The organism is Pseudomonas helvetica, assembly GCF_039908645.1.
Lineage (GTDB): Bacteria > Pseudomonadota > Gammaproteobacteria > Pseudomonadales > Pseudomonadaceae > Aquipseudomonas > Aquipseudomonas helvetica.
This window is the reverse complement of sequence record NZ_CP150917.1, coordinates 5,864,535-5,889,173: the sequence shown is the minus strand read 5'-3', so window position 1 is coordinate 5,889,173 and position 24,639 is coordinate 5,864,535. Positions and strand designations below refer to the sequence as shown.

At 60.7% G+C, this 24,639-nt stretch carries 18 protein-coding genes and 1 pseudogene; 6 read left to right on the top strand and 13 right to left on the bottom strand.

All coding sequences use genetic code 11. The features are described from left to right. The first annotated feature begins 252 nt into the window (after positions 1–252). The 3 genes from AABM55_RS27200 to AABM55_RS27190 are packed head-to-tail and all read left to right on the top strand — an operon-like array spanning position 253 to position 3,230. Positions 253–2,376: a bifunctional diguanylate cyclase/phosphodiesterase gene (locus tag AABM55_RS27200; protein ID WP_103320361.1), complete on the top strand. Its 2,124-nt coding sequence runs from the start codon at positions 253–255 to the stop codon at positions 2,374–2,376. Positions 2,377–2,418: 42 nt separating this feature from the next. Further along, entirely contained in the window at positions 2,419–2,910 is a 492-nt protein-coding gene (locus AABM55_RS27195) for a M48 family metallopeptidase (protein WP_019694032.1), read from the top strand. Positions 2,911–2,933: 23 nt separating this feature from the next. Continuing rightward, entirely contained in the window at positions 2,934–3,230 is a 297-nt protein-coding gene (locus tag AABM55_RS27190) for a helix-turn-helix domain-containing protein (RefSeq protein ID WP_054594407.1), read from the top strand. A gap of 43 nt (positions 3,231–3,273) precedes the next feature. Here AABM55_RS27190 and AABM55_RS27185 read toward each other — a convergent pair whose 3' ends face one another. Further along, positions 3,274–3,726, bottom strand: a complete 453-nt coding sequence (locus AABM55_RS27185; RefSeq protein WP_054594406.1) for a GNAT family N-acetyltransferase — start codon at positions 3,724–3,726, stop codon at positions 3,274–3,276. 265 nt (positions 3,727–3,991) lie between these two features. Between AABM55_RS27185 and AABM55_RS27180 the strand changes: the two genes are divergently transcribed. Continuing rightward, on the top strand, positions 3,992–4,729 hold the full coding sequence (locus AABM55_RS27180; RefSeq protein WP_054594405.1) for an ABC transporter substrate-binding protein: 738 nt from the start codon (positions 3,992–3,994) through the stop codon (positions 4,727–4,729). Between the two features lie 151 nt (positions 4,730–4,880). On the opposite strand, the gene yccS is transcribed toward AABM55_RS27180, so the two are convergent. The 10 genes from yccS to betI all read right to left on the bottom strand — a co-directional run bounded on the left by yccS (position 4,881) and on the right by betI (position 19,914). Then, a complete protein-coding gene (gene yccS / locus AABM55_RS27175; RefSeq protein ID WP_347928207.1) occupies positions 4,881–7,064 on the bottom strand; it encodes a YccS family putative transporter in 2,184 nt (727 codons plus the stop codon). A gap of 291 nt (positions 7,065–7,355) precedes the next feature. After that, the gene (locus AABM55_RS27170; protein WP_347928206.1) at positions 7,356–8,534 is read right to left on the bottom strand and encodes an NAD(P)/FAD-dependent oxidoreductase; all 1,179 of its coding nucleotides are present in this window, start codon (positions 8,532–8,534) and stop codon (positions 7,356–7,358) included. Positions 8,535–8,726: 192 nt separating this feature from the next. After that, positions 8,727–10,064 carry an ATP-dependent RNA helicase DbpA gene (gene dbpA, locus AABM55_RS27165; protein ID WP_237142987.1) on the bottom strand — a complete coding sequence of 446 codons (1,338 nt, stop codon included), beginning with the start codon at positions 10,062–10,064 and terminating at the stop codon, positions 8,727–8,729. Between the two features lie 243 nt (positions 10,065–10,307). Further along, the gene (gene mdtD, locus AABM55_RS27160; protein WP_054594402.1) at positions 10,308–11,735 is read right to left on the bottom strand and encodes a multidrug transporter subunit MdtD; all 1,428 of its coding nucleotides are present in this window, start codon (positions 11,733–11,735) and stop codon (positions 10,308–10,310) included. Positions 11,736–11,930: 195 nt separating this feature from the next. Beyond that, a complete protein-coding gene (locus tag AABM55_RS27155) occupies positions 11,931–13,268 on the bottom strand; it encodes a TldD/PmbA family protein (RefSeq protein WP_347928205.1) in 1,338 nt (445 codons plus the stop codon). Next, the gene (locus AABM55_RS27150; RefSeq protein ID WP_347928204.1) at positions 13,268–14,710 is read right to left on the bottom strand and encodes a TldD/PmbA family protein; all 1,443 of its coding nucleotides are present in this window, start codon (positions 14,708–14,710) and stop codon (positions 13,268–13,270) included. Before AABM55_RS27150 ends, AABM55_RS27155 begins: the two co-directional genes overlap by 1 nt. A gap of 144 nt (positions 14,711–14,854) precedes the next feature. Then, on the bottom strand, positions 14,855–15,550 hold the full coding sequence (locus AABM55_RS27145; RefSeq protein WP_054594399.1) for an RraA family protein: 696 nt from the start codon (positions 15,548–15,550) through the stop codon (positions 14,855–14,857). Between the two features lie 271 nt (positions 15,551–15,821). Beyond that, positions 15,822–17,525: a choline dehydrogenase gene (gene betA / locus AABM55_RS27140; protein WP_054594395.1), complete on the bottom strand. Its 1,704-nt coding sequence runs from the start codon at positions 17,523–17,525 to the stop codon at positions 15,822–15,824. 214 nt (positions 17,526–17,739) lie between these two features. Next, complete coding sequence (betB, locus tag AABM55_RS27135; RefSeq protein WP_347928203.1) at positions 17,740–19,212, bottom strand: betaine-aldehyde dehydrogenase; 1,473 nt, start codon at positions 19,210–19,212, stop codon at positions 17,740–17,742. Between the two features lie 96 nt (positions 19,213–19,308). Then, positions 19,309–19,914 carry a transcriptional regulator BetI gene (gene betI, locus AABM55_RS27130; RefSeq protein WP_054594393.1) on the bottom strand — a complete coding sequence of 202 codons (606 nt, stop codon included), beginning with the start codon at positions 19,912–19,914 and terminating at the stop codon, positions 19,309–19,311. Between the two features lie 483 nt (positions 19,915–20,397). On the opposite strand from betI, the pseudogene AABM55_RS27125 reads away from it, so the two are divergent. Both AABM55_RS27125 and AABM55_RS27120 read left to right on the top strand, forming a co-directional pair. Next, positions 20,398–21,905, top strand: a pseudogene (locus AABM55_RS27125) (BCCT family transporter); the annotation flags it as partial. Between the two features lie 82 nt (positions 21,906–21,987). Continuing rightward, positions 21,988–22,338, top strand: a complete 351-nt coding sequence (locus AABM55_RS27120) for a hypothetical protein (protein WP_173859939.1) — start codon at positions 21,988–21,990, stop codon at positions 22,336–22,338. Positions 22,339–22,605: 267 nt separating this feature from the next. Here the strand turns inward: AABM55_RS27120 and choV are convergent, their stop codons facing one another. Then, on the bottom strand, positions 22,606–23,784 hold the full coding sequence (gene choV / locus AABM55_RS27115) for a choline ABC transporter ATP-binding protein (protein WP_054594391.1): 1,179 nt from the start codon (positions 23,782–23,784) through the stop codon (positions 22,606–22,608). Further along, positions 23,781–24,626 (bottom strand): choline ABC transporter permease subunit, encoded by an 846-nt coding sequence (choW, locus tag AABM55_RS27110; protein ID WP_054594390.1) that lies wholly within the window; start codon positions 24,624–24,626, stop codon positions 23,781–23,783. Before choW ends, choV begins: the two co-directional genes overlap by 4 nt. Positions 24,627–24,639 lie beyond the last annotated feature (13 nt).

Below are 24,639 nucleotides of genomic sequence, written 5' to 3'. Positions count from 1 at the left end.
GAGGGCAGTCTTTATAAGCGTAGAACGGGTGCTTGTTAATGCCCGTCTGGCGGATAACTGGCGTCAATGTTCTGTCGAGTTAGCGCTTTTCCCGGTATTGCTGGCTTCGGAACTGACCGTTAGTCGGAGTCTGAGGCTTTGCCATCGGTGATGGCGTGATGATGCCTACTGCTTTGGCAGATCCCGGTCTAGAGTGGAGTTGTCCGGTTTTTTTCGACGGTACCGGCCTGACGTCACCAAAAGAGAAGCAGCATGGAATGCGCGCAACCCAAGCCAGTTGAAGGCAGCTCAGTTCTTCTAATCGTGGATGATTACCCTGAAAACCTGATCAGTATGCGTGCGTTGTTACAGCGCCAGGACTGGCAGGTGATGACCGCGGCTTCCGGCTTTGAAGCCTTGAGCCTGTTACTCGAACATGAAATCGACCTGGTGCTGCTCGATGTGCAGATGCCAGAGATGGACGGTTTTGAAGTGGCACGTTTGATGCGCGGTAGCCAGCGGACCCGTTTGACCCCGATCATTTTCCTGACCGCCAACGAACAGTCCCAGGATGCGGTGATCAAGGGTTATGCCAGTGGCGCAGTGGATTACCTGTTCAAACCGTTTGACCCGCAAATCCTCAAACCGAAAGTCCAGGCCCTGCTTGAACACCAGCGCAATCGCCGCGCCTTGCAGCGCTTGAGCCAGGATCTGGAAGCCGCGCGCGCCTTCAATGCCTCGGTGCTGGATAACGCCGCCGAAGGGATTCTGGTGGTGGGTGATGACGGCCTGATCCGCTTCGCCAACCCGGCCATGTCCCGCCTGCTCAATGCGACGGTCACCGAATTGCAAGGCGCGGAGTTCGTGGACTTCCTGCAAAAACCGCACGTGCCGGTGTGGGCTGAATCTGACATTTATGCCGGTTATCAACGGGGTGAGACCTGGCGCGTGCACGATGCAATCCTGCGCACCGCGCCGGGTCAGCAAGTGCCGGTGGCGCTGTCCTGCGCGCCATTGCCGTCCGAACAGCGGGCGATGGTGGTGACCGTGCTCGACATGTCGGTGGTGCGCCATCTGCATCAACAGCTGGAGTTCCAGGCCGTCACAGACCCGCTGACCGGGCTGCTCAATCGCCGTGGCTTCTACCAGACTGCGGAAAACCTGCTATTGCGCGGTGAGCGTTCCGACAGCGCGTGGGTGTTGTTGTACCTGGACCTGGATGGCTTCAAACGGGTCAACGATTCCCTGGGCCACGATGCCGGTGACCGGGTGCTGCGTTGGGTGTCCGAGCAGTTGAAAGCCTGTCTTCGGCCATTCGATATTCTGGCGCGCATGGGCGGTGATGAGTTCACGGCGTTGCTCGATCTGGAGTTTCCCGAGCAAGCGGCGAAGATTGCCGAGAAGCTCATCGAGCGAATCTCGATCTGTCAGCAAATTGAAGGACTGGATGTGGTGCTCGGCGCGAGCATCGGCATTGCAACCTATCCCGATTGCGGTTCTAACCTTGACGGCTTGCTGCGCGCCTCAGACATCGCGATGTACGAGGCCAAGCGTGCCGGGCGCCAGCAATATCGCTTCTACGACCATGAAATGAACGGTCGCGCGCGCTCGCGGCTGATGCTCGAAGAAAGCGTGCGCACAGCCATCGAAAATCAGGATTTCAACCTGGTGTATCAACCCCAGGTGGCGATTGCCGACGGTCGTGTACGCGGGTTTGAAGCGTTGCTGCGCTGGCAGCACCCGAGTGTCGGCGATGTCCCGCCGGGGTTGTTTTTGCCACTGCTGGAAGAGGCGCGGCTGATCAGTCGTCTCGGCAGCTGGATTTACCATCGCGGCGCCAAGCAGCGTAAAGCCTGGGAAACCCTGTTTGCCAAGGATCTGGTACTTGCTGTGAGTTTGAGCAGCACCCAGTTCGGCATGCCGAACCTGGTCACCGAGTTGCGTCAGGTGCTGGAGCGTCATGAGCTGCAGCCGTGTCAGCTGGAAGTTGAAATCACCGAAGATGCGTTGATACAAAATGTTGATGAGTCACGTAAACAGCTGCGTCTGTTGCGCCACCTCGGGGTGCGCGTGGCACTGGATGACTTTGGTTCGGGGCCGTGCTCGTTGGCGCATTTACGCGATCTGCAGTTGGACACGCTCAAGCTCGACCGGCACCTGATTGCCCGGATACCCGATTCGCCTCGGGATGCAGCGCTGGTGCGCAGTGTCATAGAGTTGTGCGGGGAATTCGGTATGTTGGTGATCGCCGAAGGCGTGGAGACCGTTGCACAGTATCGATGGCTTGAGGCCAACGGTTGCCAGTATGTGCAAGGGTTCCTGGTGGCCAGGCCGCTGATGGCCGAGGATGCCGGTGGCTTTGCGCAGCCGTTTGACTGGAGCGCGCTGACCGCCTGAATTCGCTACACTGGCGGTCTTTCGTCACTCTGTTGTTGACCCATGACCGCGCTGAAGTACCTCCAGGCTTATCCCGCTGCCTTGCAAGACCAAGTGCGCCAGTTGATCGATCAGGATCGACTGGGCGACTACCTGAGCCAGCGTTACCCGGACAAGCACGCGGTGCAGAGTGACAAGGCGCTGTACAGCTACGCGCTGGAGTTGAAACAGGAATACCTGCGCAATGCGCCGGCCATCGACAAAGTGCTGTTCGACAACCGTCTCGACCTGACCCACCGTGCCCTCGGCCTGCACACGGCGATCTCGCGCGTGCAGGGCGGCAAGCTCAAGGCCAAGAAAGAAATTCGCATCGCCTCGTTATTCAAGGACGCCGCGCCGCAGTTTCTGAAAATGATCGTGGTGCATGAACTCGCGCACTTCAAGGAGTCCGATCACAACAAGGCTTTTTACAAGCTGTGCGAGCATATGCTGCCGGGCTATCACCAGTTGGAGTTCGACTTGCGGGTGTACCTGACGTGGCGGGATATGCAGTAAACATTGGAATCGGGAGTGTGGGAATGGACGTCAGCAAGACCAAAAGCAGCTTCTACCGCCGTTTGTACGTGGCGTACCTGATCGACAGTGGTCTGGCCAGCAACGTCCCGGCACTCACCGAGGTCACCGGCATGCCGCGGCGTACAGCCCAGGACACCATCGCCGCCTTGGCGGATCTGGATATCGTGTGCGAGTTCGAGCAGGAAGAGGGCGCGCGCAATCATGCCGGGCGTTATCGGATTCTGAGCTGGGGGGCGATTGATCCGCGCTGGATCGAACAGCATGTGCAGCAGATCAAAGCGGTGCTGGAGTATCCCTGACGGAGGTGCTTGATCGTTCCCACGCAGAGCATGGGAACGATCACTAGGGACGGCGCATCCCGATATGCGGAATGTCATCCTCCAGGTATTCCTCGCCCACCACGACAAACCCGTACCTCCCGTAATACCCCTGCAAATGTGCCTGGGCCGACAGATAGATCGGCACTTCAGGCCAGTATTTCTCAGCCTGCTTGAGCCCCTGCGCCATCAACTCATGACCCAGGCCCTGGCCCCGTGCCTGAGGGGCAATCACCACACGGCCGATGACCACGTCGCCGCCCTGTGAGATCGGGTCGAGCAAACGCAGGTAGGCCACCAGCTGATCGCCGTCCCAGGCCATCAAGTGGCAGGTGTCACCGTCCAGGTCCAGCCCATCGACTTCCTGATAGGCGCATTTCTGCTCAACGACGAACACTTGCGTGCGCAACTGCAGAATGGCGTACAACTGCTCTTTGCCCAGATCGCTGTGGTGTTTGCAGACCCAATCAATTGTCATCTTCACATTCCTTGAACAACGTCGCTCCGATACTAAGCGTCCCGCAGCGGGATGTCTTGTGGCATAAAAAACTGTGACAAAGGCCAAAATGCCATCATTCATTTCTCGCGACGTTGTCTTCTTTGTGTAATCTGATTTTTAGCGGTTTGTTGTGGCTTCAATGAACTACTGTCAGGGCCTGGGTTGTGGCCGCTATTGGGCACACAGGCCTTCGAGTTTTGGCTAAAAACACGCTGGGCTTCCCGCCCGCTAAGGATTTTTTAGCATGCCGCGATTGCATCGAGCTGTTGCTTTGATTGGATTGCTGTTGCTGAGCCAGGCCGCCACAGCAGAAAAACTGCGACTGGTGGCCGATGCCTGGCCCCCCTTTACCGATGCCACGCTGGTCAATGGCGGGGTGGCAACCGACATTGTCAGTACTGCGCTGGCGCGGGCGGGTTATGCCAGTGATTTCGAGCAGGTGCCTTGGGCCAGGGCTTTGCTGGGTGTGGGCGAAGGGCGTTACGACGTGCTGGTCAATGCCTGGTTCAACGAGGAGCGCACCCACATCGGGCAGTTTTCCAGTGAGTACCTGCTCAACCGGATACGTTTCCTCAAGCGTAAAGACACGCCGATCGAATACAACAACTTGCAGCAGCTGCACACCTATCCGGTTGCCGTGGTGCGTGGCTACGCCTATTCACCCGCGTTTGACGGTGACGCCGCCTTGCAGAAAGTGCAGGTGCACAACTTCCCCATGGCGGTGCGCATGCTCGCCGCTGACCGGGTGAAGCTGACCCTGGAAGACGAATACGTTGCCCGCTATTACCTGGCGCGCGAATCCTCCAAGGTGCGCAATGCCGTGGAGTTCCTGCCCAATCCTCTGAGTGAAAACAGCCTGCATATTCTGGTCAGCCTGAAGAACCCCGACCATGAACAGATTGTTGCCGGATTCGACCGCGAGATTGCAGCGATGAAGGAGGATGGCAGCTATGAGCGATTGCTCAGGCAGCATGGAATGTGACGTCTGTTGTTGTGGCGAGGGAGCTTGCTCCCGCTGGGTTGCGAAGCGACCCAAGACAAGCTGCTCGATGTGTCAGGTAGAAAACCATTTACCGGTTTTACGGCTGCTGCGCACCCGAGCGTGAGCAAGCTCGCTCGCCACAGGCGCGCGCTCACTCCTCGCTCGTATCCTTGATCAAATGTGCCGCCAGCGTGCGCAACGGTCCTAGTTGCCGGCAGATCAACCCCAGTTGGGTTTGCACCAGACGCTGACCTTCGTCGATCTCGTCAGGCATTTGTTCAAGCCCGGCGGCCAGGGCTTCTTCTTCGTCGCTCTGAATCGCAATCGGCGATTTGCTCGCCAGCCCTTGGGCGATTTCGTCGATGCTGGTCGCCAGACTGACGCCGGCACCGTTGATCAACTGTTCCCGAATGTCAGCGGGTAGCTGGATTTCGCGGTGCGCACCGAGGCCCGAGAGGTAGCTGAGCAAGGTGTGTGAAAGCACCAGGAAACGGAAGCCGACATCGGCTTCCTTACGGAAATGCCCCGGCTCCATGAGCATGTTGGCCAAGGTGGTCGACAGCGCCGCATCGGCGTTGTGGGCATTGCGTCGAGCCAGCCGATAGGCCAGGTCATCACGTTTGCCGACAGCGTATTGCTGCATGATCTGGCGCAGGTAAATGCTGTTGCAGGTCAGGGTGTTGGCCAGCACTTTGTTCAGCCGACGGCCCTGCCAGTCCGGCAGGAACAGCAACACCGCGAGCCCTGCGATCAGGCCGCCGAGCAAGGTGTCGAGCAGCCTTGGCAGGAACAGCCCGTAGCCGTCGCCGACCTGATTGAAGCAAAACAGCACCATCAAGGTGATTGCCGCAGTCGCCAGCGTGTAGCGGGTGGTGCGGTTGATAAAGAACACCACGCCGGCGGCAATCGCGAAACTCGACTGCACCAGTGGATTGGGGAACAGATCGAACAACGCCCAGGCCAGGGTCAGGCCGATCGCGGTGCCGAGGATCCGCTGACCGAGTTTGCGCCGGGTGGCGCCGTAGTTCGGTTGGCAGACAAACAGTGTGGTGAGGATGATCCAGTAGCCTTGCGACGGGTGGATCAAGTGCACCATGCCGTAGCCGACGGTCAGGGCCAGAGGCAAACGCAGGGCATGCCGAAACAGCAACGAAGTCGGCGTCAGCTGCGTGCGCAGGCGCGTCCAGACGTCCTTGAGGTTGCGCGGTGAACGGTCGAGCAGGCTGCTGTCGGTGGCGTCGGCCAGGCTGTCGGGATTGCTTGCGTCGCTGAGCAAGCGGTCAAGCGTGCTGAGGTTGGCTGCCAGTGCACGCAATGAGCGCAGCAAACCGCGCCAGGCCGGGTTGCTCTGGATGCGCAAGTGTTCGAGGGAGGCGTGCAGGTCGCTCAGGGCTTCGGCAAAACTGTCGTCATAGACGAACGGCTGGCGCATCTGGATCGACTCGGCCAATGCCCGGCAGGCTTTGCCTTGCTGGCGGAGCAGGCGTTGGCAGCGGAACAGCACGTCGCTGTGGAAAAAGGCCTCGGCCAGGGCGTTGTATGGGTAGTGCGAAGAGCTGGCGCGTTCGTGGATGTCCTGGGCGAGGAAATACAGCTTCAGGTAACGACTGACTTTCGACCCCGGCCGGCCGTTGCCGACCCGGTGCAGGATGATTTCCTTGGCGGCGTTGAGCGCCGCGACCACTCGGCCATTCTGCTGCGCCAGTTCCAGCCTGCGGGCTTCGACGTCCATCTGGCGGATCGGCTCGAACAGTGACGATTTGAGCTTCAGGTAAAACCCCAGCTCGCGAAACAACCGCGCCAGGCTCTGCTGCACCGGCTGGTTGGAAAACAGCGCCTGCCACAGCACCGAGAGCAAGCCATACCAGGCGGCACCGGCCACCAGCAACACCGGTTCATGCCAGAAATCGGTGACCGCGCCACCGCGCTGGTCTACGCCGATCATGGTGTACACCGACAGAATCAACGTCGCCGAGGCAATCGCGCCATAGCGTTCGCCCAAGGCGCCGAGCATGGTCAGGCCGAAACTGGCGAGTGCCAGGGCAACCACGAAGATGTACGGATAGGGGAATAACAACTCGACCGAGAACGCGGCAACGCTGAAGCACACCAGCGTCACCGCCAATGCATTCAGACGGCCCTGCCAGCTGTCGTCGGTTTCGGCCAGGGCGCTGGCGATAATCCCCAGGAACAGCGGGATCAGCAGGCCCATTTCATTTTGATACCAACACAGCGCCATGGTGCCGGTCAGGGCGATGAACACCCGCACGCTGTAGCTGAATTTATCCAGCGCCCAAAGGCGACGCAGAGTCTGACGAAACGAGGTTGATGACATGAAGTGCGGAGGCCTTCCGGGGCAATGCAGCTAAATTGAGCCAGTAATGACGACGACGCAATGGCGCCGATCACATCTGACAGCAAAAACTGTTCCTTCCTGGGTAAAACTGTCAGGTCTGCATTGAACCCTGTGGCGAGGGAGCTTGCTCCCGCTCGGCGGCGTAGCCGTCGTAAACCCTATGCATGCGGTGTGTCTGGCAGACAGTGGTGACAGGTTTTGGGCCTGCTTCGCAGGCCAGCGGGAGCAAGCTCCCTCGCCACAAAAGCCTGATCACCGCATGCGATGGCGTTAGACGTACTGCGCCGCTGCGTAACCCGAGGCCCAGGCCCATTGGAAGTTGAAACCGCCCAGGTGCCCGGTGACGTCCAGCACTTCACCGATGAAGTACAGGCCGGGGCTTTTCAGCGATTCCATGGTTTTGGATGACACTTCGTGAGTGTCGACACCGCCGAGCGTGACTTCGGCCGTGCGATAGCCTTCGGTGCCGGCCGGGACCAGCGTCCAGCTCGCCAGTTTGGTGGCGATATCGGCCAGCTCGGCGTGGGTGTACTGCTTCATCGGCTTGGAGACGAACCAGTTGTCGGCCAGCAGGTTGGCCATCTTCTTGGTGAAGATTTCGCCGAGCAGGGTTTTCAGTTCGCTGTTCGGGCGCTCGGCTTGCTGTTGTTGCAGCCAGCTCGGTACGTCGTGGTCCGGCATCAGATTGATTTCGACGGCGTCACCGGATTGCCAGAACGAGGAAATCTGCAAAATCGCCGGACCGCTGAGGCCGCGGTGGGTGAACAGGATGTTCTCGCGAAAGCTCTGATCGTTGCAGCTCACCAGGCAATCCACCGACGTACCGGACAGCTCGGTGCACAGTTCTTTGAGCTGGTCGGTGATGGTGAACGGCACCAGGCCGGCGCGGGTGGGCAGCAACTGGTGACCGAACTGCTTGGCTACTTGATAACCGAAGCCGGTGGCGCCCAGGGTTGGAATCGACAGGCCGCCGGTGGCGATCACCAGCGATTCGCAGGTCAACTGGCCCAACGTGGTTTCCAGCAGGTAGCCGCTGTCGAGTTTTTCGATCTGCTGGATCGAGGTGTCGAGGTGCAGGCTGACGCCGACCTGATCGCACTCGTCGAGGAGCATGTCGAGGATGTCGCTGGATTTGTTATCGCAGAATAGCTGGCCGAGCTTTTTCTCGTGGTACGGCACGCCGTGCTTGGCCACCATCCCGATGAAATCCCACTGGGTATAGCGCGCCAGTGCGGATTTACAGAAGTGAGCGTTTTGCGAGAGGAAATTGCTCGGCTCGGTGTACATGTTGGTGAAATTGCAGCGGCCACCACCGGACATGAGGATTTTCTTGCCGGCCTTGTTTGCGTGGTCGAGCAACATCACCTTGCGCCCGCGCCCGGCGGCGGTCAGTGCACACATCAACCCAGCGGCGCCAGCGCCAATGATCACGACTTCGGTAGAGCGCAAAACGGTGTCCTCAAGTTTTGTTAGCAAGGCTGGCAAGTGCTTTTGTGGAGAGGGAGCTTGCTCCCGCTCGAGTGCGTAGCAGTCGTAATCCGGCAAGTGCGGTCCGTCTGGTGAATCGCGTTTGCTGGTTTCGGGGCCGCTGCGCGACCCAGCGGGAGCAAGCTCCCTCGCCACAGAGGTGGGCAGCGTTTGTTACAAAATCCGTACGCGCAGCGAGCGGCCTTTGATCTTGCCGTCGCTCAAGCGCTGCACGGCTTGCTTGGCAATGCTGCGCTCCACGGCGACATAGGCCTGGTAGTCGAAGATCGCGATTTTGCCGACCTGGGCGCCTGGAACACCGGCATCGCCGGTCAGTGCGCCAAGGATGTCGCCCGGGCGAACCTTGTCTTTACGGCCGGCACCGATGCACAGGGTGCTCATGGCCGGCAGCAGCGGGGCGCCGCCCTGGGAGGTCAGGCTGTCCAGTTGATCCCAGCTCAGCGGCGACTTTTGCAGTTGCTCGATGGCTTGGGCGCGATGCGCTTCGGACGGCGCGACCAGGCTGATGGCGATGCCTTTCTCACCGGCACGACCGGTACGGCCAACGCGGTGGATGTGGATTTCCGAGTCGCGGGCCAGTTCGACGTTGACCACCATGTCCAGCGCATCGATGTCCAGACCACGGGCGGCGACGTCGGTGGCGACCAGTACCGAAGTACTGCGGTTGGCGAACATTGCCAGCACCTGATCGCGATCACGCTGTTCCAGGTCACCGTGCAGGCCAACGGCCGAGATGCCTTTGGCCGTCAGGTGGTCGACGGTTTCCTGCACTTGTTGCTTGGTGAAGCAGAAAGCGACGGTGGACTGCGGGCGGTAATGGGCGAGGACCTTGACCACTGCGTCCATGCGCTCTTCCGGCGAAATCTCGAAGAAACGCTGTTCGATCTGGGTGTCGTCGTGGAACGCCTCGGCCTTCACTTGCTGCGGGTTACGCATGAACTTCGAAGCCAGCTGCTTGATGCCTACCGGATACGTGGCGGAGAACAGCAGGGTCTGGCGACGCTCAGGGCACTGGGCGATGATTTCTTCGATGGAATCGTAGAACCCCATGTCGAGCATGCGGTCGGCTTCGTCGAGGATCAGCGTGTTCAGGCCATGAAGCACCAGCGAACCCTTGCGCAGGTGTTGCTGGATGCGCCCCGGAGTGCCGACGATGATGTGCGCGCCGTGCTCCAGCGAGCCGATCTGCGGACCGAACGACACGCCGCCACACAGGGTCAGGACCTTGATGTTGTCTTCGGCGCGGGCCAGTCGACGGATTTCCTTGGCAACCTGGTCAGCCAGCTCACGAGTCGGGCAGATCACCAGTGCCTGGCAGCCGAAGAAGCGCGGATTGATCGGGTTCAGCAGGCCGATACCGAAGGCGGCGGTTTTGCCGCTGCCGGTCTTGGCCTGGGCGATCAGGTCCATCCCCTTGAGGATCACCGGCAAGCTTTGCGCCTGGATCGGCGTCATCTGGGCATAACCGAGGGAGTCGAGGTTAGCCAGCATGGCGGCGGACAGCGGCAAAGTATTAAAAGCGGTGGCGATGGTGGTCACGGGACTGGCCTGCAAAACAAAATGTCGCGCAGTGTACCAGTCCCGCGCGCTCCACCTGCAAATTCTGGACGAATAGCCGTAGCAAATCGTCGTAGCAACTGCCGAGGCACGAGGCTGCGTTGGGCTGCGAAGTAGCCCCCGAGGGCGGTCCTGCGGACACGCAACGCAGCCTCGTGCCTCGGCAGCTGCTACGAGTTAGTGCTCGACATCGTGCTCGCGGCTGACCATCCGTCGGCCATCCTTTGGGGACAGCTGGGAAAAGATCGTTGCGGCCAGCATTGCCATGATGCCGATGGTGACGAAGGTTAGTTGGAAGGCGCCCAGCACCGTGTTCACGCCATCATTGCCGACCTCCGCCGTGAAACCACCCAGCAGGGCGCCGGCGCAGGCAACGCCGAGACTCAGCGACAACTGCGCGACCACTGACAGCAGGCTGTTGCCGCTGCTGGCGCTGGCGTCGTCGAGGTCGATCAGGGTCACGGTATTCATCGCTGTGAACTGGAAGGAGTTGATCGCCCCGAGTATCGCCAGTTGCACCAGCAGCAGCCAATAAGGCGTCTGCTCACTGACCAGGCCCATGCTCGCCAGCATGATTCCCAGCGCCAGGGTGTTACCGGTCAGCACGATGCGGTAACCCAGGCGCTCGATCAGCGGTCGCGCGATCGACTTGGCGAACATTGCCGCGGCGGCCAGCGGCAACATGCTCATCCCGGCCAGGGACGGCGAGTAGCCCAAGGCGACCTGTAGCAGCAATGGCACCAGAAACGGCAGGGCGCCGCTGCCCAGCCGGGCGAACAGGTTGCCGAGAATGCCCACGGCAAAAGTCCGGGTCTTGAACAGCGCCGGTGCGAACAACGGATTGTCGATATGCCCGGCCCGCAGCCAATACGCCGCCAGGCACGCCATGCCACCGAACAGCAGCAACATCACCCGCAAATGCGGCAGGTGCAGCTCACCCAGGCCTTCCATGGCAATGGTGATCAGCACCATCGCCGCGCCGAACAGCAGGAAACCCAAGCCATCGAAGCGCGTGCGCTCAGAGCCGCGCAGATCCGGGATGAACTTCCAGACCGCGTAGCAGCCGATCAGCCCGACCGGCAGATTGATCAGAAAGATCCAGTGCCAGGTCAGGTATTGCACCATCCAGCCGCCCATGGTCGGACCGATCAACGGCCCGAGCAGGCCGGGAATGGTAATGAAGCCCATGATCCGCACCAGTTCCGAACGCGGGTAAGCACGCAGCACCACCAGTCGCCCGACCGGCAGCATCAATGCGCCGCCCAGCCCCTGAATCACCCGGGCGCCGACCAGCATGGTCAAGGTGCTGGAGAGCGCACAGAGCAGAGAGCCGAGGCTGAACAAGAGGATGGCGCCGAAGAAGATTTTCTTGGTGCCGAAGCGGTCGGCGACCCAGCCCGACGCCGGAATCAGCAAGGCGACCGTGAGCATGTAGGCGATGATCACGCCCTGCATGCGCAGTGGGTCTTCTGCCAGATCGAGGGCCATGGCGGGCAGGGCGGTGTTGAGGATGGTCCCGTCGAGGGACTGCATGAAAAACGCAATCGCCACCACCCAGGGGACCCAGCGGGCGGTGATTGCATCAAGAGCCGGATGGTTGGGCATGGGACCTCGTGTGGGTTGGGCAGGTAATACTTGCTCTTTGTGGCGAGGGAGCTTGCTCCCGCTGGGTCGCGCAGCGACCCCGAAATCAGCAAACGCGGTTCACCAGACGGACCGCACTGGCTGGGTTACGACTGCTGCACCCGAACGCGGACCGGCCGGCGGGAGCAAGCTCCCTCGCCACAAGGTGTTATGTGTTTACAGGGTCAACGTCAGGCGGCTGACCAGCGCTCCCGGCAACACCGCCGAAGCCGTGTTCCGCTGGCTGTAGGTGCTGGGCGACAGAATCAGCTCACGCTCACTCGTCAGTGCTTCCAGCTGCGAACCGAGCAGGCTGTAGGCGCTGTCATCGAAGCGCATGGTGCTGACCGGTGCCTGAATCTCGCCGTTTTCGACCCAGAAGGTCGCGAAGCGGGTCATGCCGGTCAAGCGTGCGGCCGGTTGGTCCGAGTAATTCAGGTACCACAGGTTGCTGATGTACAGGCCAGTGCCGAGCTGCTTGAGAATCTCGGCTTCCGGCAATACACCGGCGGCCATGTTCAAGGCACTTGGCGACTCCCCGCCACCGGCACCGTTGGCAGTCAGGCCATATTCGGCGGCACTGCGCGAACCCACCAGCCGCTCGCCCGCCTTGCCTGCAACGATCAACCCGAGATCACTGCGCGGGTAGCCTTCGCCGGAAAACGCCGGGCTCAGGGAACCGCTGACTTTTTCATCCAGCGAGAGCAATGGGCTGAACGCGCTATCACCCGCGTAGAGTTTTTGCAGCGGGCTGCTTTTGCTGGCAATCGACTGCGCGGAGAAACCACCCCAGCAGAGCATGCCGACGATCTCCTCCAAAGCGGCTGGCGCCAGATAGGCGCGGTATTGACCCGGCGCCAACGTGCGCAGTGGCCGCCCCAAGAACTCCAGTTGCTCGCGGGCCTGCTGGAAGCGTTTGGCGAAACCTTCGCTGTTCCAGTCGTGCCCGGCGTAGCTGGCTTTCACCGCCTGGCCGTTGGCGTGGAACAGGCTGAAGTCGAAATTGAAGCTGTTGGCCTGATGCCAGCCAAAGGCGCCGGACGAACTGGCGAACCCCCGGCTGATCGGCCCGGCGGCGTAGAAGCCGACCAGATCGAGCCCTTCGGCAGCGCGGGCGATTTCGGCAACCACCTGCTCGGTGTCCGGTAATGGGTGATCCTGAATGTTCTTGCTCTGCCAGCCGGTGTGGTTGAGCAGCAGATACGGATCCTGCGGTAACAGAGGCAGGGTCTCGCGCAGCTGTTGCAGACCTTCGGCCAGGCGCTGAAGGTCGACCTCGGGATCACCGGCGAGGGTGATGCTCAGGTCCGCATGCCGACCGTCATTGATCAATTTGAAACCGACGCTGGCTTGCTGGACCTGGCCAGCCTGACGCACCTTGGCGTGGTTGAAGCGCACAAACGCCGACGATTCGGCGGCGTAGCTCAGGGTGAATTGCTCAGGCTCGCGCACCGCGTTGCGCAACCAGGCCACCAGTCCTTTGAATTGTTCGACCTGACTCAACGTCGTACTCATCAGGCGTCTCCTCCAAACACATCAATGTTGCTGAACACGCAGGCCGGTGAGGCATGGCCGACGCGGATCACCTGGTTCGGTTCGCCTTTGCCGCAATTCGGCGTGCCCAGCACCTTGAAGGTGCTGGTGTCGCCAACGGCGCTGAGGTTGCGCCAGAACTGCGCGGAAATGCCTCGGTAGTTCGGGTTCTTCACCACGCCTTTGAGTTCGCCGTTTTCAATCAACTGGCCCCACTCGCAGCCGAACTGGAATTTATTCCGCGCATCGTCAATTGACCATGAGCGGTTAGTCGACATCAGTACGCCGTGTTCAATGCCGCTGATCAGCTGTTCGAGCGACTGGTCGCCAGGCTCGATGTTGAGGTTGGCCATGCGGTCGATGGGCGGGCGGTTCCAGCCGCAGGCGCGGCTGTTGGCGACACCGTCGAGGCCGGCACGGAACTGCGACAGCGCACCACCCAGCGGACGAATCAACAAGCCTTCGTGGATCAGGAATTGTTTGCTCGCCGCCGTGCCATCGTCGTCATGACCATAGCTGGCGAGCTGCTCGGGAATGTCCGGGTCGAAGGTCACATTGAGCAGTTTGGAGCCGTATTGCAGGCTGCCGAAATCGCTGGTGTTGACGAAACTGGTGCCGGCGTAATTGCGCTCGTCGCCGAGGATGCGGTCCAGTTCCAGCGGGTGGCCGATGGACTCGTGGATCTGCAGCATCATCTGGTCCGGCATCAGCAGCAGGTCGCGTTTGCCTTGCGGAGTGTTGGGTGCCAGCAGCAATTGCAGCGCCTGGTCGGCGACGTGCGGGCCGGCGCCAATCAGGCCGCAGCGGCTGATCACGTCCGCGCCACCTTGCTGGCCGAAGTTTTCGCGGCCCAGGCTGCGGGTCTGGCTGTCGTTACCGTCGTAGGCGGTGACATCCAGCCCAGGGTAGACGAAGCGTTGTGCCTGACGCAGTTCGGCGCCGGCGCTGTTGAGGTAGATCTGCTCGACATGGGTGATGCCGATGCTGACCTGCCAGTTCACCAGTCGCTCGTCCTTGGGTACGGCGGCGGATTCGGCGCCGAGCAGTTGGTAGCAATCGCTGAGGGACGGGAAGGGTTGTTCAAGGTTCGGTGACAGGTAATCGGCGCGCTCGCTGGAAACCGTTTGCTGACGCAGGTCGAGCAGGGCGTGGGCGGCAATCGAGCGGGCCTGTCGTTCGGCGCGCTCGAGGGCGGCTTGCAGGCCGGATGGCGACAGGTCGTTGGTCGCAGCATAGGCTTCGACGCCATTGACCCGTGCAGTCAGCATCGCCCCTTCATCGCGACTCAGGCTTGGAGGCTCGGCAACGTTTTTGCGTACCGACAGGTACTGACCCGACTCGCGCACATAGCGCAGCGAAAAAAACTCGGCGCCCGTGCGCAAGGCAGCGAAGCGCTGCTTGAGCTGGGGGTGGAAATCGAACATGCGAGGAACCTCCTTGTGAGAAGCGGCAACCTTGAGGGACTCATCGCGGGCAAGCCTCGCTCCTACAGGTTCAGGGTTGAATCATCGATGTGAGATTAACCACAAAACCGTAGGAGCAAGGCTTGCCCGCGATGCCTTTGGCAGTTAAACCGGGCAACCCTTGGCGCGCAGGATGGCGTCGAAACGATCCGGGTCCAGCGTTCCGGCTTCGATAGCCGCAAGCGTAGCCTGTTCCCGCGCCAGCAGGTCGTGGCAACGCACCAGCAGTTCCGGCAGTTCGCTGCGCGAGGCAGCTACCACGCCGTCACCGTCGCCAATCATCAGGTCACCGGGGGCAACCAGCATGCCGGCGCAGGAGATCGGTACGTTGATTTCGCCGCCACCGTCGGTGCTCGGGCCACGGTGTACGCCGCCGATGGCGTAGGCCGGCAGTTCACCGGTTTGCCACTCGTCGAGGTCACGCAGGGCGCCGTTGATCACCACGCCGACGATCCCGGCCTTGAGGGCCATGGCGCGCATGATGCCGCCGAACACCGCGCGGGTCAGGTCGGCACTGCCGTCGATCACCAGCACATCGCCCGGGCGGGCCATCTGCATGGCTTTGAGGATCATCAGGTTGTCGCCGGGGCGCACGCGAACCGTCAGCGCACTGCCGAGCATCGGCGCATTGCCGTGGAAGGCTTTCAAGCCCAGGCCACCGACGTTGCGACCCAGGCAGTCGCTGACGGCGGCGGCGGGGATCTTGCTGAATTCCTTCAGCCATTTCGGATCGAGGGGTTCTACGTTGGGGTTGATCAGGTAGCCGGTGGGCCATTTGCTCGAAGACACGACATCAAACATGAGTAAGCCTCGTGGCCAGCCAGGTGGCGGCTTGTCGATGGGGGCGGGGGGGGGTAAAACGTTTGCGCGGTGACTAGAGTAGGCCTGCGCGGGGGGTGGGATCAAGGGTGAAGCGGTGTGGGAAGGATGTAAGGCGGGGAGAGGTGTGTTGTTTGCTAGAAAGCCATCGCGAGCAAGCTCCCACACTTGATCTGTGTTGAACGCTAAATAGCGATTCGATGCAAATCCAATGTGGGAGCGAGCCTGCTCGCGATGCGCCGCAGGCGCGGTGTTACTGCGCGGTAGGGCCCACTTCACGCAACGGCTTGCCACGCACCGGGGCGTCGCCCGCGACGTAGTATTTGGCCTTGCTGCGTGGCAGTGGCTGACGACCACGGATCTTGTCGGCGATTTTCTCGGCGATCATGATCGTTGGCGCGTTCAGGTTACCGGTGGTGATCAGCGGCATGATCGAAGCATCGACCACACGCAGACCCTGCATTCCGTGGACGCGACCCTGGCCATCGACCACGGCCATTTCGTCGGTGCCCATTTTGCACGAGCAGGACGGGTGGAACGCGGTTTCGGCGTGTTCACGGATGAACTTGTCGAGTTGCTCATCGGTTTGCACTTCGATGCCTGGGCTCAGCTCGCGACCACGGAACGCGTCGAGTGCCGGCTGCTGCATGATTTCACGGGTCAGGCGGATGCCGTCACGGAATTCCTGCCAGTCTTGCTCGGTGGCCATGTAGTTGAACAGGATGCTCGGGTGCTGGCGCGGATCCTTGGATTTGACCTGGATGCGGCCACGGCTTGGCGAACGCATGGAGCCCATGTGCGCCTGGAAACCGTGCTCTTTCACGCCGTTGCTGCCGTTGTAGTTAATCGCCACCGGCAGGAAGTGGTACTGAATGTTCGGCCATTCGAAGTCCGGACGCGTACGGATAAAACCGCCAGCCTCGAACTGGTTGCTGGCGCCGATACCGGTGCCATTGAACAACCACTCGGCACCAATGGCCGGCTGGTTGTACCAGAGCAGCGACGGGTATAGCGAAACCGGCTGGGTGCACGCGTATTGCAGGTACAGCTCCAGGTGGTCCTGCAGGTTCTCGCCGACGCCTGGCAGATCGTGAACCACCGGAATGTCGAGGCTCTTGAGCAGCTTGGCCGGGCCGACGCCGGAGCGTTGGAGGATTTGCGGCGAAGCAATCGCGCCGCTGCACAGCAACACTTCTTTGCGTGCACGGGCTTCAACAGGTTCTTCGGCGCTGCCCACCAGGTAACGTACGCCGATCGCACGCTTGCCTTCGAACAGAATCTTGTCGGTCAGGGCGTGGGTGACGATGTTCAGCGTCGAACGCTTTTTGGCGATGTCCAGGTAGCCGCGCGCGGTGCTGGAGCGACGGCCTTTAGGCGTTACGGTACGGTCCATCGGACCGAAACCTTCCTGCTGGTAGCCGTTCAGGTCTTCGGTACGCGGGTAACCGGCTTGTACGCCTGCTTCAACCATCGCGTGGAACAGCGGGTTGTTGCCGGCTTTAGGCGTGGTCACGCTGACCGGGCCTTCGCCACCGTGGTAGTCGTTCGGGCCGATGTCGCGGGTTTCCGCTTTGCGGAAATACGGCAGGCAGTCCAGGTAGGTCCAGTCTTCCAGGCCAGGGTTTTTCGCCCAGCCATCGTAGTCCATGGCATTACCGCGGATGTAGCACATGCCGTTGATCAGCGAAGAACCGCCCAGGCCCTTGCCGCGACCGCATTCCATCCGGCGGCCGTCCATGTGTGGCTCCGGATCGGTCTCGTAGGCCCAGTTGTAGCGACGGCCTTGCAGCGGGAACGCCAGTGCCGCAGGCATTTGCGTGCGGAAGTCTAAACGGTAGTCCGGGCCGCCGGCTTCGAGCAGCAGGACGGTGACGCCTGCGTCTTCAGTCAGACGGGTCGCCAGGGTGTTACCGGCAGAGCCGGCCCCGATGATGATGTAGTCGTATTCGTGGGACATTGAATGCACCCTCTTGAATTGTGGTCAGGTCGCGAGCCTGGCGCCACCCAATTGTGGCGAGGGAGCTTGCTCCCGCTCGGCTGCGCAGCAGTCGCAAAATCAGCGACTGTGATTTGTCTGAAGAAACACAGCGCCTGGGTTGGGGCCGCTTCGCGGCCCAGCGGGAGCAAGCTCCCTCGCCACAAAAGGCCCCAGCCACAGGTTGTGCGTCAGATCAGAACACCGAGGCGTAATCGCCCAGCTCGACCTGTACCGATTTGATGCGGGTGAAGTTGTTCAGCGAGCTGATGCCGTTCTCACGGCCCACACCCGACTGCTTGTAGCCGCCGACCGGCATCTTGGCGTCGGACTCGCCCCAGGCGTTGATCCAGCAGATACCGGCTTCCAGTTGATGAATCACGCGGTGAGCGCGGTTCAGATCCTTGGTGACGACGCCAGCGGCCAGACCGAACTCGGTGTCGTTGGCGCGGCGGATCACTTCTTCTTCAGTTTCGTAGGTGAGGATGCTCATCACCGGGCCAAAGATTTCTTCACGAACGATGGTCATCTCGTCGGTGCAGTCGGTGAACACGGTCGGTGCCACGAAGGCGCCTTTGGCGAATTCGCCTTCGGTCAGACGCTCGCCGCCGCACAGCAGGCGCGCGCCTTCTTCCTTACCTTTGGCGATGTAGCCGAGCACACTTTCCATGTGGGCGAAGCTGACCAGCGGGCCGAAGTTGGTGTTTTCGTCTTCCGGGTTGCCGACGCGGATGCGCGCAACGCGTTCCACGATCTTGGCTTCGAAAGCGGCTTTCAGGTGGCTCGGTACGAACACGCGAGTGCCGTTGGTGCAGACCTGGCCGGAGCTGTAGAAGTTGGCCATCATCGCGGTGTCGGCGGCGCGATCGAGGTCGGCGTCGTCGAAAATGATCAGCGGGGATTTGCCGCCCAGTTCCATGGTCACGTCTTTCAAGGACGAGCCGGAAGCGCTGGCCATGACCTTCTTGCCGGTGTCGGTGCCGCCGGTGAAGGAGATTTTTTCGATGCGTGGGTGCTCGGTCAGCCAGGTGCCGACTTCACGGCCGCTACCGGTCAGAACGTTGAACACGCCTGCTGGCAGGCCCGCTTCGGTGTAGATCTCAGCCAGTTTCAAGGTGGTCAGGGAAGTGACTTCGCTTGGCTTGAAGATCATCGCGTTACCGGCCGCCAGGGCTGGAGCGGATTTCCACAGGGCGATCTGGATCGGGTAGTTCCACGCGCCGATACCGGCCACGATGCCCAGAGGCTCGCGACGGGTGTAGACGAACGAGGTGGTGCGCAGCGGGATTTGTTCGCCTTCGATGGCTGGCACCAGGCCTGCGTAGTATTCCAGTACGTCAGCGCCGGTAACGATGTCGACGTAGCGGGTTTCGGAGTACGCCTTGCCGGTGTCCAGGGTTTCCAGTGCGGCCAGTTCATCGTTGCGCTCGCGCAGGATTTCTACGGCGCGACGCAGGATGCGCGAACGCTCCATGGCAGTCATCGCGGCCCAGATTTTCTGGCCCTTTTCGGCGCTGACGACAGCGCGCTCAACGTCGGCGAAGGTTGCACGTTGCACTGTGGCGAGAACTTCACCGTTAGCCGGGTTGATGGCTTCGAAGGTGGCGTCGCCGCTGGCGTCGGAGTAACCGCCGTCGATGTAGAGTTTTTGCAGTTCGAAACGGGCCATAGAGTCCTCGCAAGTGCATTTAGTTATTGGCGTCAGCCACTGGACGTGCCGTAAAACCTGGGCACGTTGATCAGTCGCCGTTCAGGGGCCGAGCGGTTATGTGTGCTCTAGCAGCTCCTGTTTAGCCAGTTGGATATCCATATATTCGTAAGCGATTCGTTGCGCCTGCTCGGTGTCGAAAGCGTCTCCCGACAGCGCGCCGCGCAACCACAAACCGTCAATCAGAGCCGCCAGCCCGCGTGCTGCGTTGCGTGCCTGATCAAGCGGCAGCACTCGGCGGAACTCGCAGCACAGGTTGGAATACAGGCGGTGATCGTTGATCCGCTGCAACCTGTGTAAAGACGGTTGGTGCATGCTGGTTGCCCAGAAGGCCAACCAGGTTTTCATTGCCGGGCCATTGACCTGGCTGGCGTCGAAGTTGCCTTCGATAATCACCTGAAGATGAGCCCGCGGGCTGTTATCTCCCAGCGCCAGGCGGCGCGCGGTGACGTTCTCGCTGAGGACGCTCATCAGATACCGCATCGTGGCGGCGATCAGGCCATTCTTGTCCTGAAAATAGTGACTGATGATGCCATTCGAGACACCAGCCAAACGGGCGATCAGCGCAATGCTGGCGTCCCCCATCCCGACTCGATCGACGGCCTGCAATGTGGCTTCGATCAACTGCTGACGGCGGATGGGTTGCATACCGACCTTGGGCATCTTGCACATCTCCTTAGGCCTCCCGGTGGGCGAAAAACGGCTACCGGATTGAGGGCCAGTCTATTTTGTTTTGATTGAACGTTCAATCAACAAAGAATAAGATCTGCGACAAATCGTCGCTGCCTACAGGTTTTTCCTACATGTGGTTGGCGGAAAAACGACATCCGAAAAATGCTCGAAACCCGCACAGGGCATGCTGCGAACCGATTTCAATGGACGCGTTGTATGGGCAAGACGCTCAGGGTCATGCGCTGCGTCATGTACGCGCGCGCGATCTTCGAGGTCGGTTTTCAACACGGCTGCCGCGGTTTCGGGCTTTTTTCGGGGTGTCTTTATATCACCCGCAGGTCGGCTGCCAACTAACCGATTGGTCGGGTACTGCTTTGCCTTGTGTCTTTCTCTCGCACTGCCTGGAGCATCTGTGCAATGAGTTCTGCCTCTCTTATAAAGACCCCACCCGAGAAGGTGACGGTCAACGGTTGGGTGTTCTACACCTCGACCGCATTGATCCTGCTGCTGACCGCCATCCTCATCGCCGCGCCGCAAGAAGCCGGGAGAATGCTGGGGATCGCTCAGGCGTGGTTGTCGCGCAGCTTCGGCTGGTACTACATGGTGGTGATCGCCGCCTATTTGGTATTCGTCGTCGGCCTGGCGTTCTCGTCCTACGGCAAGCTCAAGCTGGGTAGCAAGGACGATACCCCGGACTTCAGCTATGGCGCCTGGGCCGGGATGCTGTTCTCGTCCGGTATCGGTATCTCGCTGCTGTACTTCGGTGCATCCGAACCGCTGGATCACTACTTCAATCCGCCGGAAGGCGCGGCGGGCAGCAACCTGGCAGCGCGTCAGGCAGTACAGCTGACGTTCCTGCATTGGGGGCTGCATGGCTGGGCGATCTACGCCTTGGTCGGTCTGGCCGTGGCGTACTTTGCGTACCGTCATAACCAGCCGCTGGCGTTGCGTTCGGCGCTGTATCCGCTGGTGGGCGAGCGTTGGGTCAAAGGCGCGGCCGGTCATGCGGTGGACGGTTTCGGCATGTTCGTGACCCTGCTGGGTCTGGTGACCAACCTGGGGATTGGCTCGCTGCAAGTGTCGTCGGGTCTTGAGAACCTGTTCGGCATGGCGCACAGCGACACCAACCTGCTGATCGTGATCATCGTGATGAGCACTGTGGCGACCATCGCTGCCGTGTCGGGCGTGGAAAACGGTATCCGCCGTCTGTCCAACCTGAACATCGTGCTGTTCAGCGGCCTGCTGATTTTCGTCCTGCTGTTCGGCCCGACCTTGCACCTGCTTAACGGCTTCGTGCAGAACATCGGCGACTACCTGAACGGTGTGGTGCTGAAAACTTTCGACCTGTACGTGTACGAAGCCGACAACGCCAAATCCGAGCGCTGGTTGGGCCTGTGGACCCTGTTCTACTGGGCCTGGTGGATTTCCTGGGCGCCATTCGTAGGCATGTTCATCGCGCGTATTTCTCGCGGTCGTACCGTGCGTGAACTGGTGGCCGGTGTGCTGCTGATTCCGCTGGGCTTCACCTTGGCCTGGTTGTCGATCTTCGGTAACTCGGCACTGGATCTGGTGATGAATCACGGGGCGGTGGAGCTCGGGAAGACGGCGCTGGAACAGCCGTCCATGGCGATCTATCAGCTGCTTGAGCACTACCCGGCGTCGAAGATCGTGATCGGCGTGTCGATTTTTGTCGGCTTCGTGTTGTTCCTGACCCCGGCCGACTCTGGCGCGGTGATGATGGCGAACCTGTCCTGCAAGGGCGGCAACGTCGACGAAGACGCGCCGCACTGGCTGCGGATCTTCTGGTCGGTGGTGATCACGCTGGTGACCATTGGCCTGCTGCTCGCCGGTAACTTCGAAGCCATGCAAACCATGGTGGTGCTGGCCGGTCTGCCGTTCTCGGTGGTGCTGGTGTTCTTCATGTTCGGCTTGCACAAGGCCATGCGCCAGGACGTGCAGATCGAGCAGGAACAAGCCGAACTGGCGGCGCGTGGTCGTCGTGGTTTCAGCGAGCGTCTGACCCAGCTGGACCTGCAACCGAGCCAGTCGATCGTTCAGCGCTTCATGGACAAACACGTCAGCCCGGCGCTGGAAGATGCGGCGGCGCAATTGCGTACTCAGGGGCTGGACGTGCAAACGTTGCTGGGTAAAGCCAAGCGTTGCATGGGCGTGCGGATCGAGATGGAAGAGGGCAATCCGTTTGTCTACGAAGTGAGCCTGGACGGCTATCTGGCTGCGCCGAGCGAGTCGCCGAACCCGGATGAAGCGCGCACGCGTTACTACCGCGCCGAGGTGTACCTGCACAACGGCAGCCAGGAGTACGACTTGATGGGTTTCACTCAGGATCAGATCACCCGTGATGTGCTCGATCAGTTTGAAAGCCATCGACAGCTCCTGGGCCGTGTCTATAGCTAAGACTTAAGTGACGCGGTGCATCAACTGCACCGCGGCTCCGTTGTGGTGAGGGGGCTTGTCGGAACGCCGCAACGCCCCGCTCGACTGCGCAGCAGTCGTAAATCCGGATAACGCGATCTCTCAGAAGCACCGTGGTGCCAGATTTTGGGGCCGCTGCGCGACCCAACGGGGGCAAGCCCCCTCGCCACAGTAGTCTGTGTTTGCAGTCCAACTGTTGCACTAACAAAAACGCCGCGATCCTCTCGCGGCGTTTTTGTGTCTGCTGTCTTACCCCAGGTTCTTGCCGAGCAGCGCGTGGTACAGCTCGCTGTCGCCGAGAATCCCCACCACTTTATTGTTGTCGTGCAGTACCAGCTTGTTGCCGGTCTGATAACGAATCTGCAGCGCGTCGCGCATGCCGATGTTCGAGTCCACCAGCGTTGGGCGACGGCCCAGGCCTTCCACCGCTTGCCCCGGTACCCAGTTCTGCAGGTCCAGGCTGGAACCGTTCTGGCGTGCGCCTTTGATGGTGTTGCCTTCGGCCAGGTCCAGCCACGAATCGCCACCCGGATCCAGGCATACCGAGCCGTTGATGCGTTTGCAGTTGTCCAGCGTGCGCATCAGGCTGCGACCGCACAGTACGTTCAGCGGGTTGGTGTGCGCGACGAAGGTCCGCACGTAGTCATCGGCCGGGTTGAGGACGATTTCTTCCGGCTTGCTGTACTGGATGATCCGGCCGTCTTTCATGATTGCGATGCGGCTGCCGAGTTTCAGCGCTTCATCGAGATCGTGACTTACAAAGACGATGGTCTTGTGCAGCTTGCGTTGCAGTTCCAGCAGTTCATCTTGCAGACCCTGGCGAATCAGCGGGTCGAGTGCCGAGAAGGGTTCGTCCATCAGCAGGATGTCGGCGTCCATCGCCAGCGCGCGGGCCAGGCCCACACGTTGCTGCATGCCGCCGGAAAGTTCGTCGGGCTTCTTGTTACGCCATTGGGTCAGGCCCACCAGTTCGAGCTTTTCATCGACCAACTGGCGACGTTCCTTCTCGGGACGACCCTGCATTTCGAGACCGAAGCTGATGTTCTCGCGCACCGTCAGCCAAGGCATCAGGGCGAACTTCTGGAACACCATGGCGATGCGTTTGGTGCGCATCATTTTCAGCTCGGCCGGGGTGCAGGAGGCGATGTCGATCTGGCGGCCTTCATGCTCGACGAACAGCTTGCCACGGCTGACCGTGTTCAAGCCGTTGATGCAGCGCAGCAAGCTGGATTTGCCGGAGCCGGAGAGGCCCATCAGCACGCAGATTTCGCCTTTCTCGATGTCCAGGCTGGCTTTTTCAACGCCAACAATTTGCCCGGTTTTCTTCAGGATCTGGTCGCGGGTCATGCCCTGATCCAGCAGCTTGAGGGCCTCGCGTGGATCCTTGGAGAAGATAACGTCGACGTTATCGAAGCGAATTATGCTCATGCGTCACCCCCTACTTTGGCGTCGGGTTGTTTGCAGATACGGTCGAGCATGATCGCCAGCAGTACGATCGCCAACCCGGCTTCGAAGCCCAGGGCGATATCGGCAGTGTTCAGTGCGTTGACCACGGGTTTGCCCAGGCCATCGGCGCCCACCAGTGCCGCGATCACCACCATCGACAACGACAGCATGATGCACTGGGTGATACCGGCGGCGATGCTTGGCATCGCGTGGGGCAGTTCAATACGCGAGAGCAGCTGACGACGCGAGCAGCCAAAGGCCTTGCCGGCGTCCATCAGTTCTTGCGGCACATCGCGGATGCCCAGGTAGGTCAGACGAATAGGCGCGGCAATCGCGAACACTACCGTTGAAATCAGACCCGGGACCACACCCAGACCGAACAGGGTCAGGGTAGGAATGAGGTACACGAACGTCGGTACGGTCTGCATCAGATCGAGCACCGGACGCATCATCGTGTAGAACATCGGTTTGTGCGCGGCGACGATGCCCAACGGCACGCCAATGATCACGCAGACAAAGGTAGCGAACAGCACCTGGGCGAGGGTTTCCATGGTTTCCTGCCAGTAACCCAGATTGAGGATCAGCAGGAAGGAGGCGATCACGAAAGCGGTCAGGCCCCATTTGCGTTGGATGAAGTGAGCCAGCAGTGCGATCAATCCGATCAGTGCCAGCGGGTTGAACCAGGTCAGCGCAAACGTCACGCCGTGGATCATCGTTTCCAGTGTCGTGGCGATCGCATCGAATGTGCTGGCGCCGTGTTGCGTCAACCATTCAACGAAGGCAGCGATGTACTGGCCTAAAGGGATTTTCTGATCAATCAGCATGGTAGTGAACGTC

Bases quoted from the DNA above. Each gene is read 5' to 3' on its own strand.
- AABM55_RS27200 (WP_103320361.1), top strand. From the start codon at position 253: ATGGAATGCGCGCAACCCAAGCCAGTTGAAGGCAGCTCAGTTCTTCTA.
- AABM55_RS27195 (WP_019694032.1), top strand. From the start codon at position 2,419: ATGACCGCGCTGAAGTACCTCCAGGCTTATCCCGCTGCCTTGCAAGAC.
- AABM55_RS27190 (WP_054594407.1), top strand. From the start codon at position 2,934: ATGGACGTCAGCAAGACCAAAAGCAGCTTCTACCGCCGTTTGTACGTG.
- AABM55_RS27185 (WP_054594406.1), bottom strand. From the start codon at position 3,726: ATGACAATTGATTGGGTCTGCAAACACCACAGCGATCTGGGCAAAGAG.
- AABM55_RS27180 (WP_054594405.1), top strand. From the start codon at position 3,992: ATGCCGCGATTGCATCGAGCTGTTGCTTTGATTGGATTGCTGTTGCTG.
- yccS (WP_347928207.1), bottom strand. From the start codon at position 7,064: ATGTCATCAACCTCGTTTCGTCAGACTCTGCGTCGCCTTTGGGCGCTG.
- dbpA (WP_237142987.1), bottom strand. From the start codon at position 10,064: ATGCTGGCTAACCTCGACTCCCTCGGTTATGCCCAGATGACGCCGATC.
- mdtD (WP_054594402.1), bottom strand. From the start codon at position 11,735: ATGCCCAACCATCCGGCTCTTGATGCAATCACCGCCCGCTGGGTCCCC.
- AABM55_RS27155 (WP_347928205.1), bottom strand. From the start codon at position 13,268: ATGAGTACGACGTTGAGTCAGGTCGAACAATTCAAAGGACTGGTGGCC.
- AABM55_RS27150 (WP_347928204.1), bottom strand. From the start codon at position 14,710: ATGTTCGATTTCCACCCCCAGCTCAAGCAGCGCTTCGCTGCCTTGCGC.
- AABM55_RS27145 (WP_054594399.1), bottom strand. From the start codon at position 15,550: ATGTTTGATGTCGTGTCTTCGAGCAAATGGCCCACCGGCTACCTGATC.
- betA (WP_054594395.1), bottom strand. From the start codon at position 17,525: ATGTCCCACGAATACGACTACATCATCATCGGGGCCGGCTCTGCCGGT.
- betB (WP_347928203.1), bottom strand. From the start codon at position 19,212: ATGGCCCGTTTCGAACTGCAAAAACTCTACATCGACGGCGGTTACTCC.
- betI (WP_054594393.1), bottom strand. From the start codon at position 19,914: ATGCCCAAGGTCGGTATGCAACCCATCCGCCGTCAGCAGTTGATCGAA.
- AABM55_RS27120 (WP_173859939.1), top strand. From the start codon at position 21,988: ATGGACAAACACGTCAGCCCGGCGCTGGAAGATGCGGCGGCGCAATTG.
- choV (WP_054594391.1), bottom strand. From the start codon at position 23,784: ATGAGCATAATTCGCTTCGATAACGTCGACGTTATCTTCTCCAAGGAT.
- choW (WP_054594390.1), bottom strand. From the start codon at position 24,626: ATGCTGATTGATCAGAAAATCCCTTTAGGCCAGTACATCGCTGCCTTC.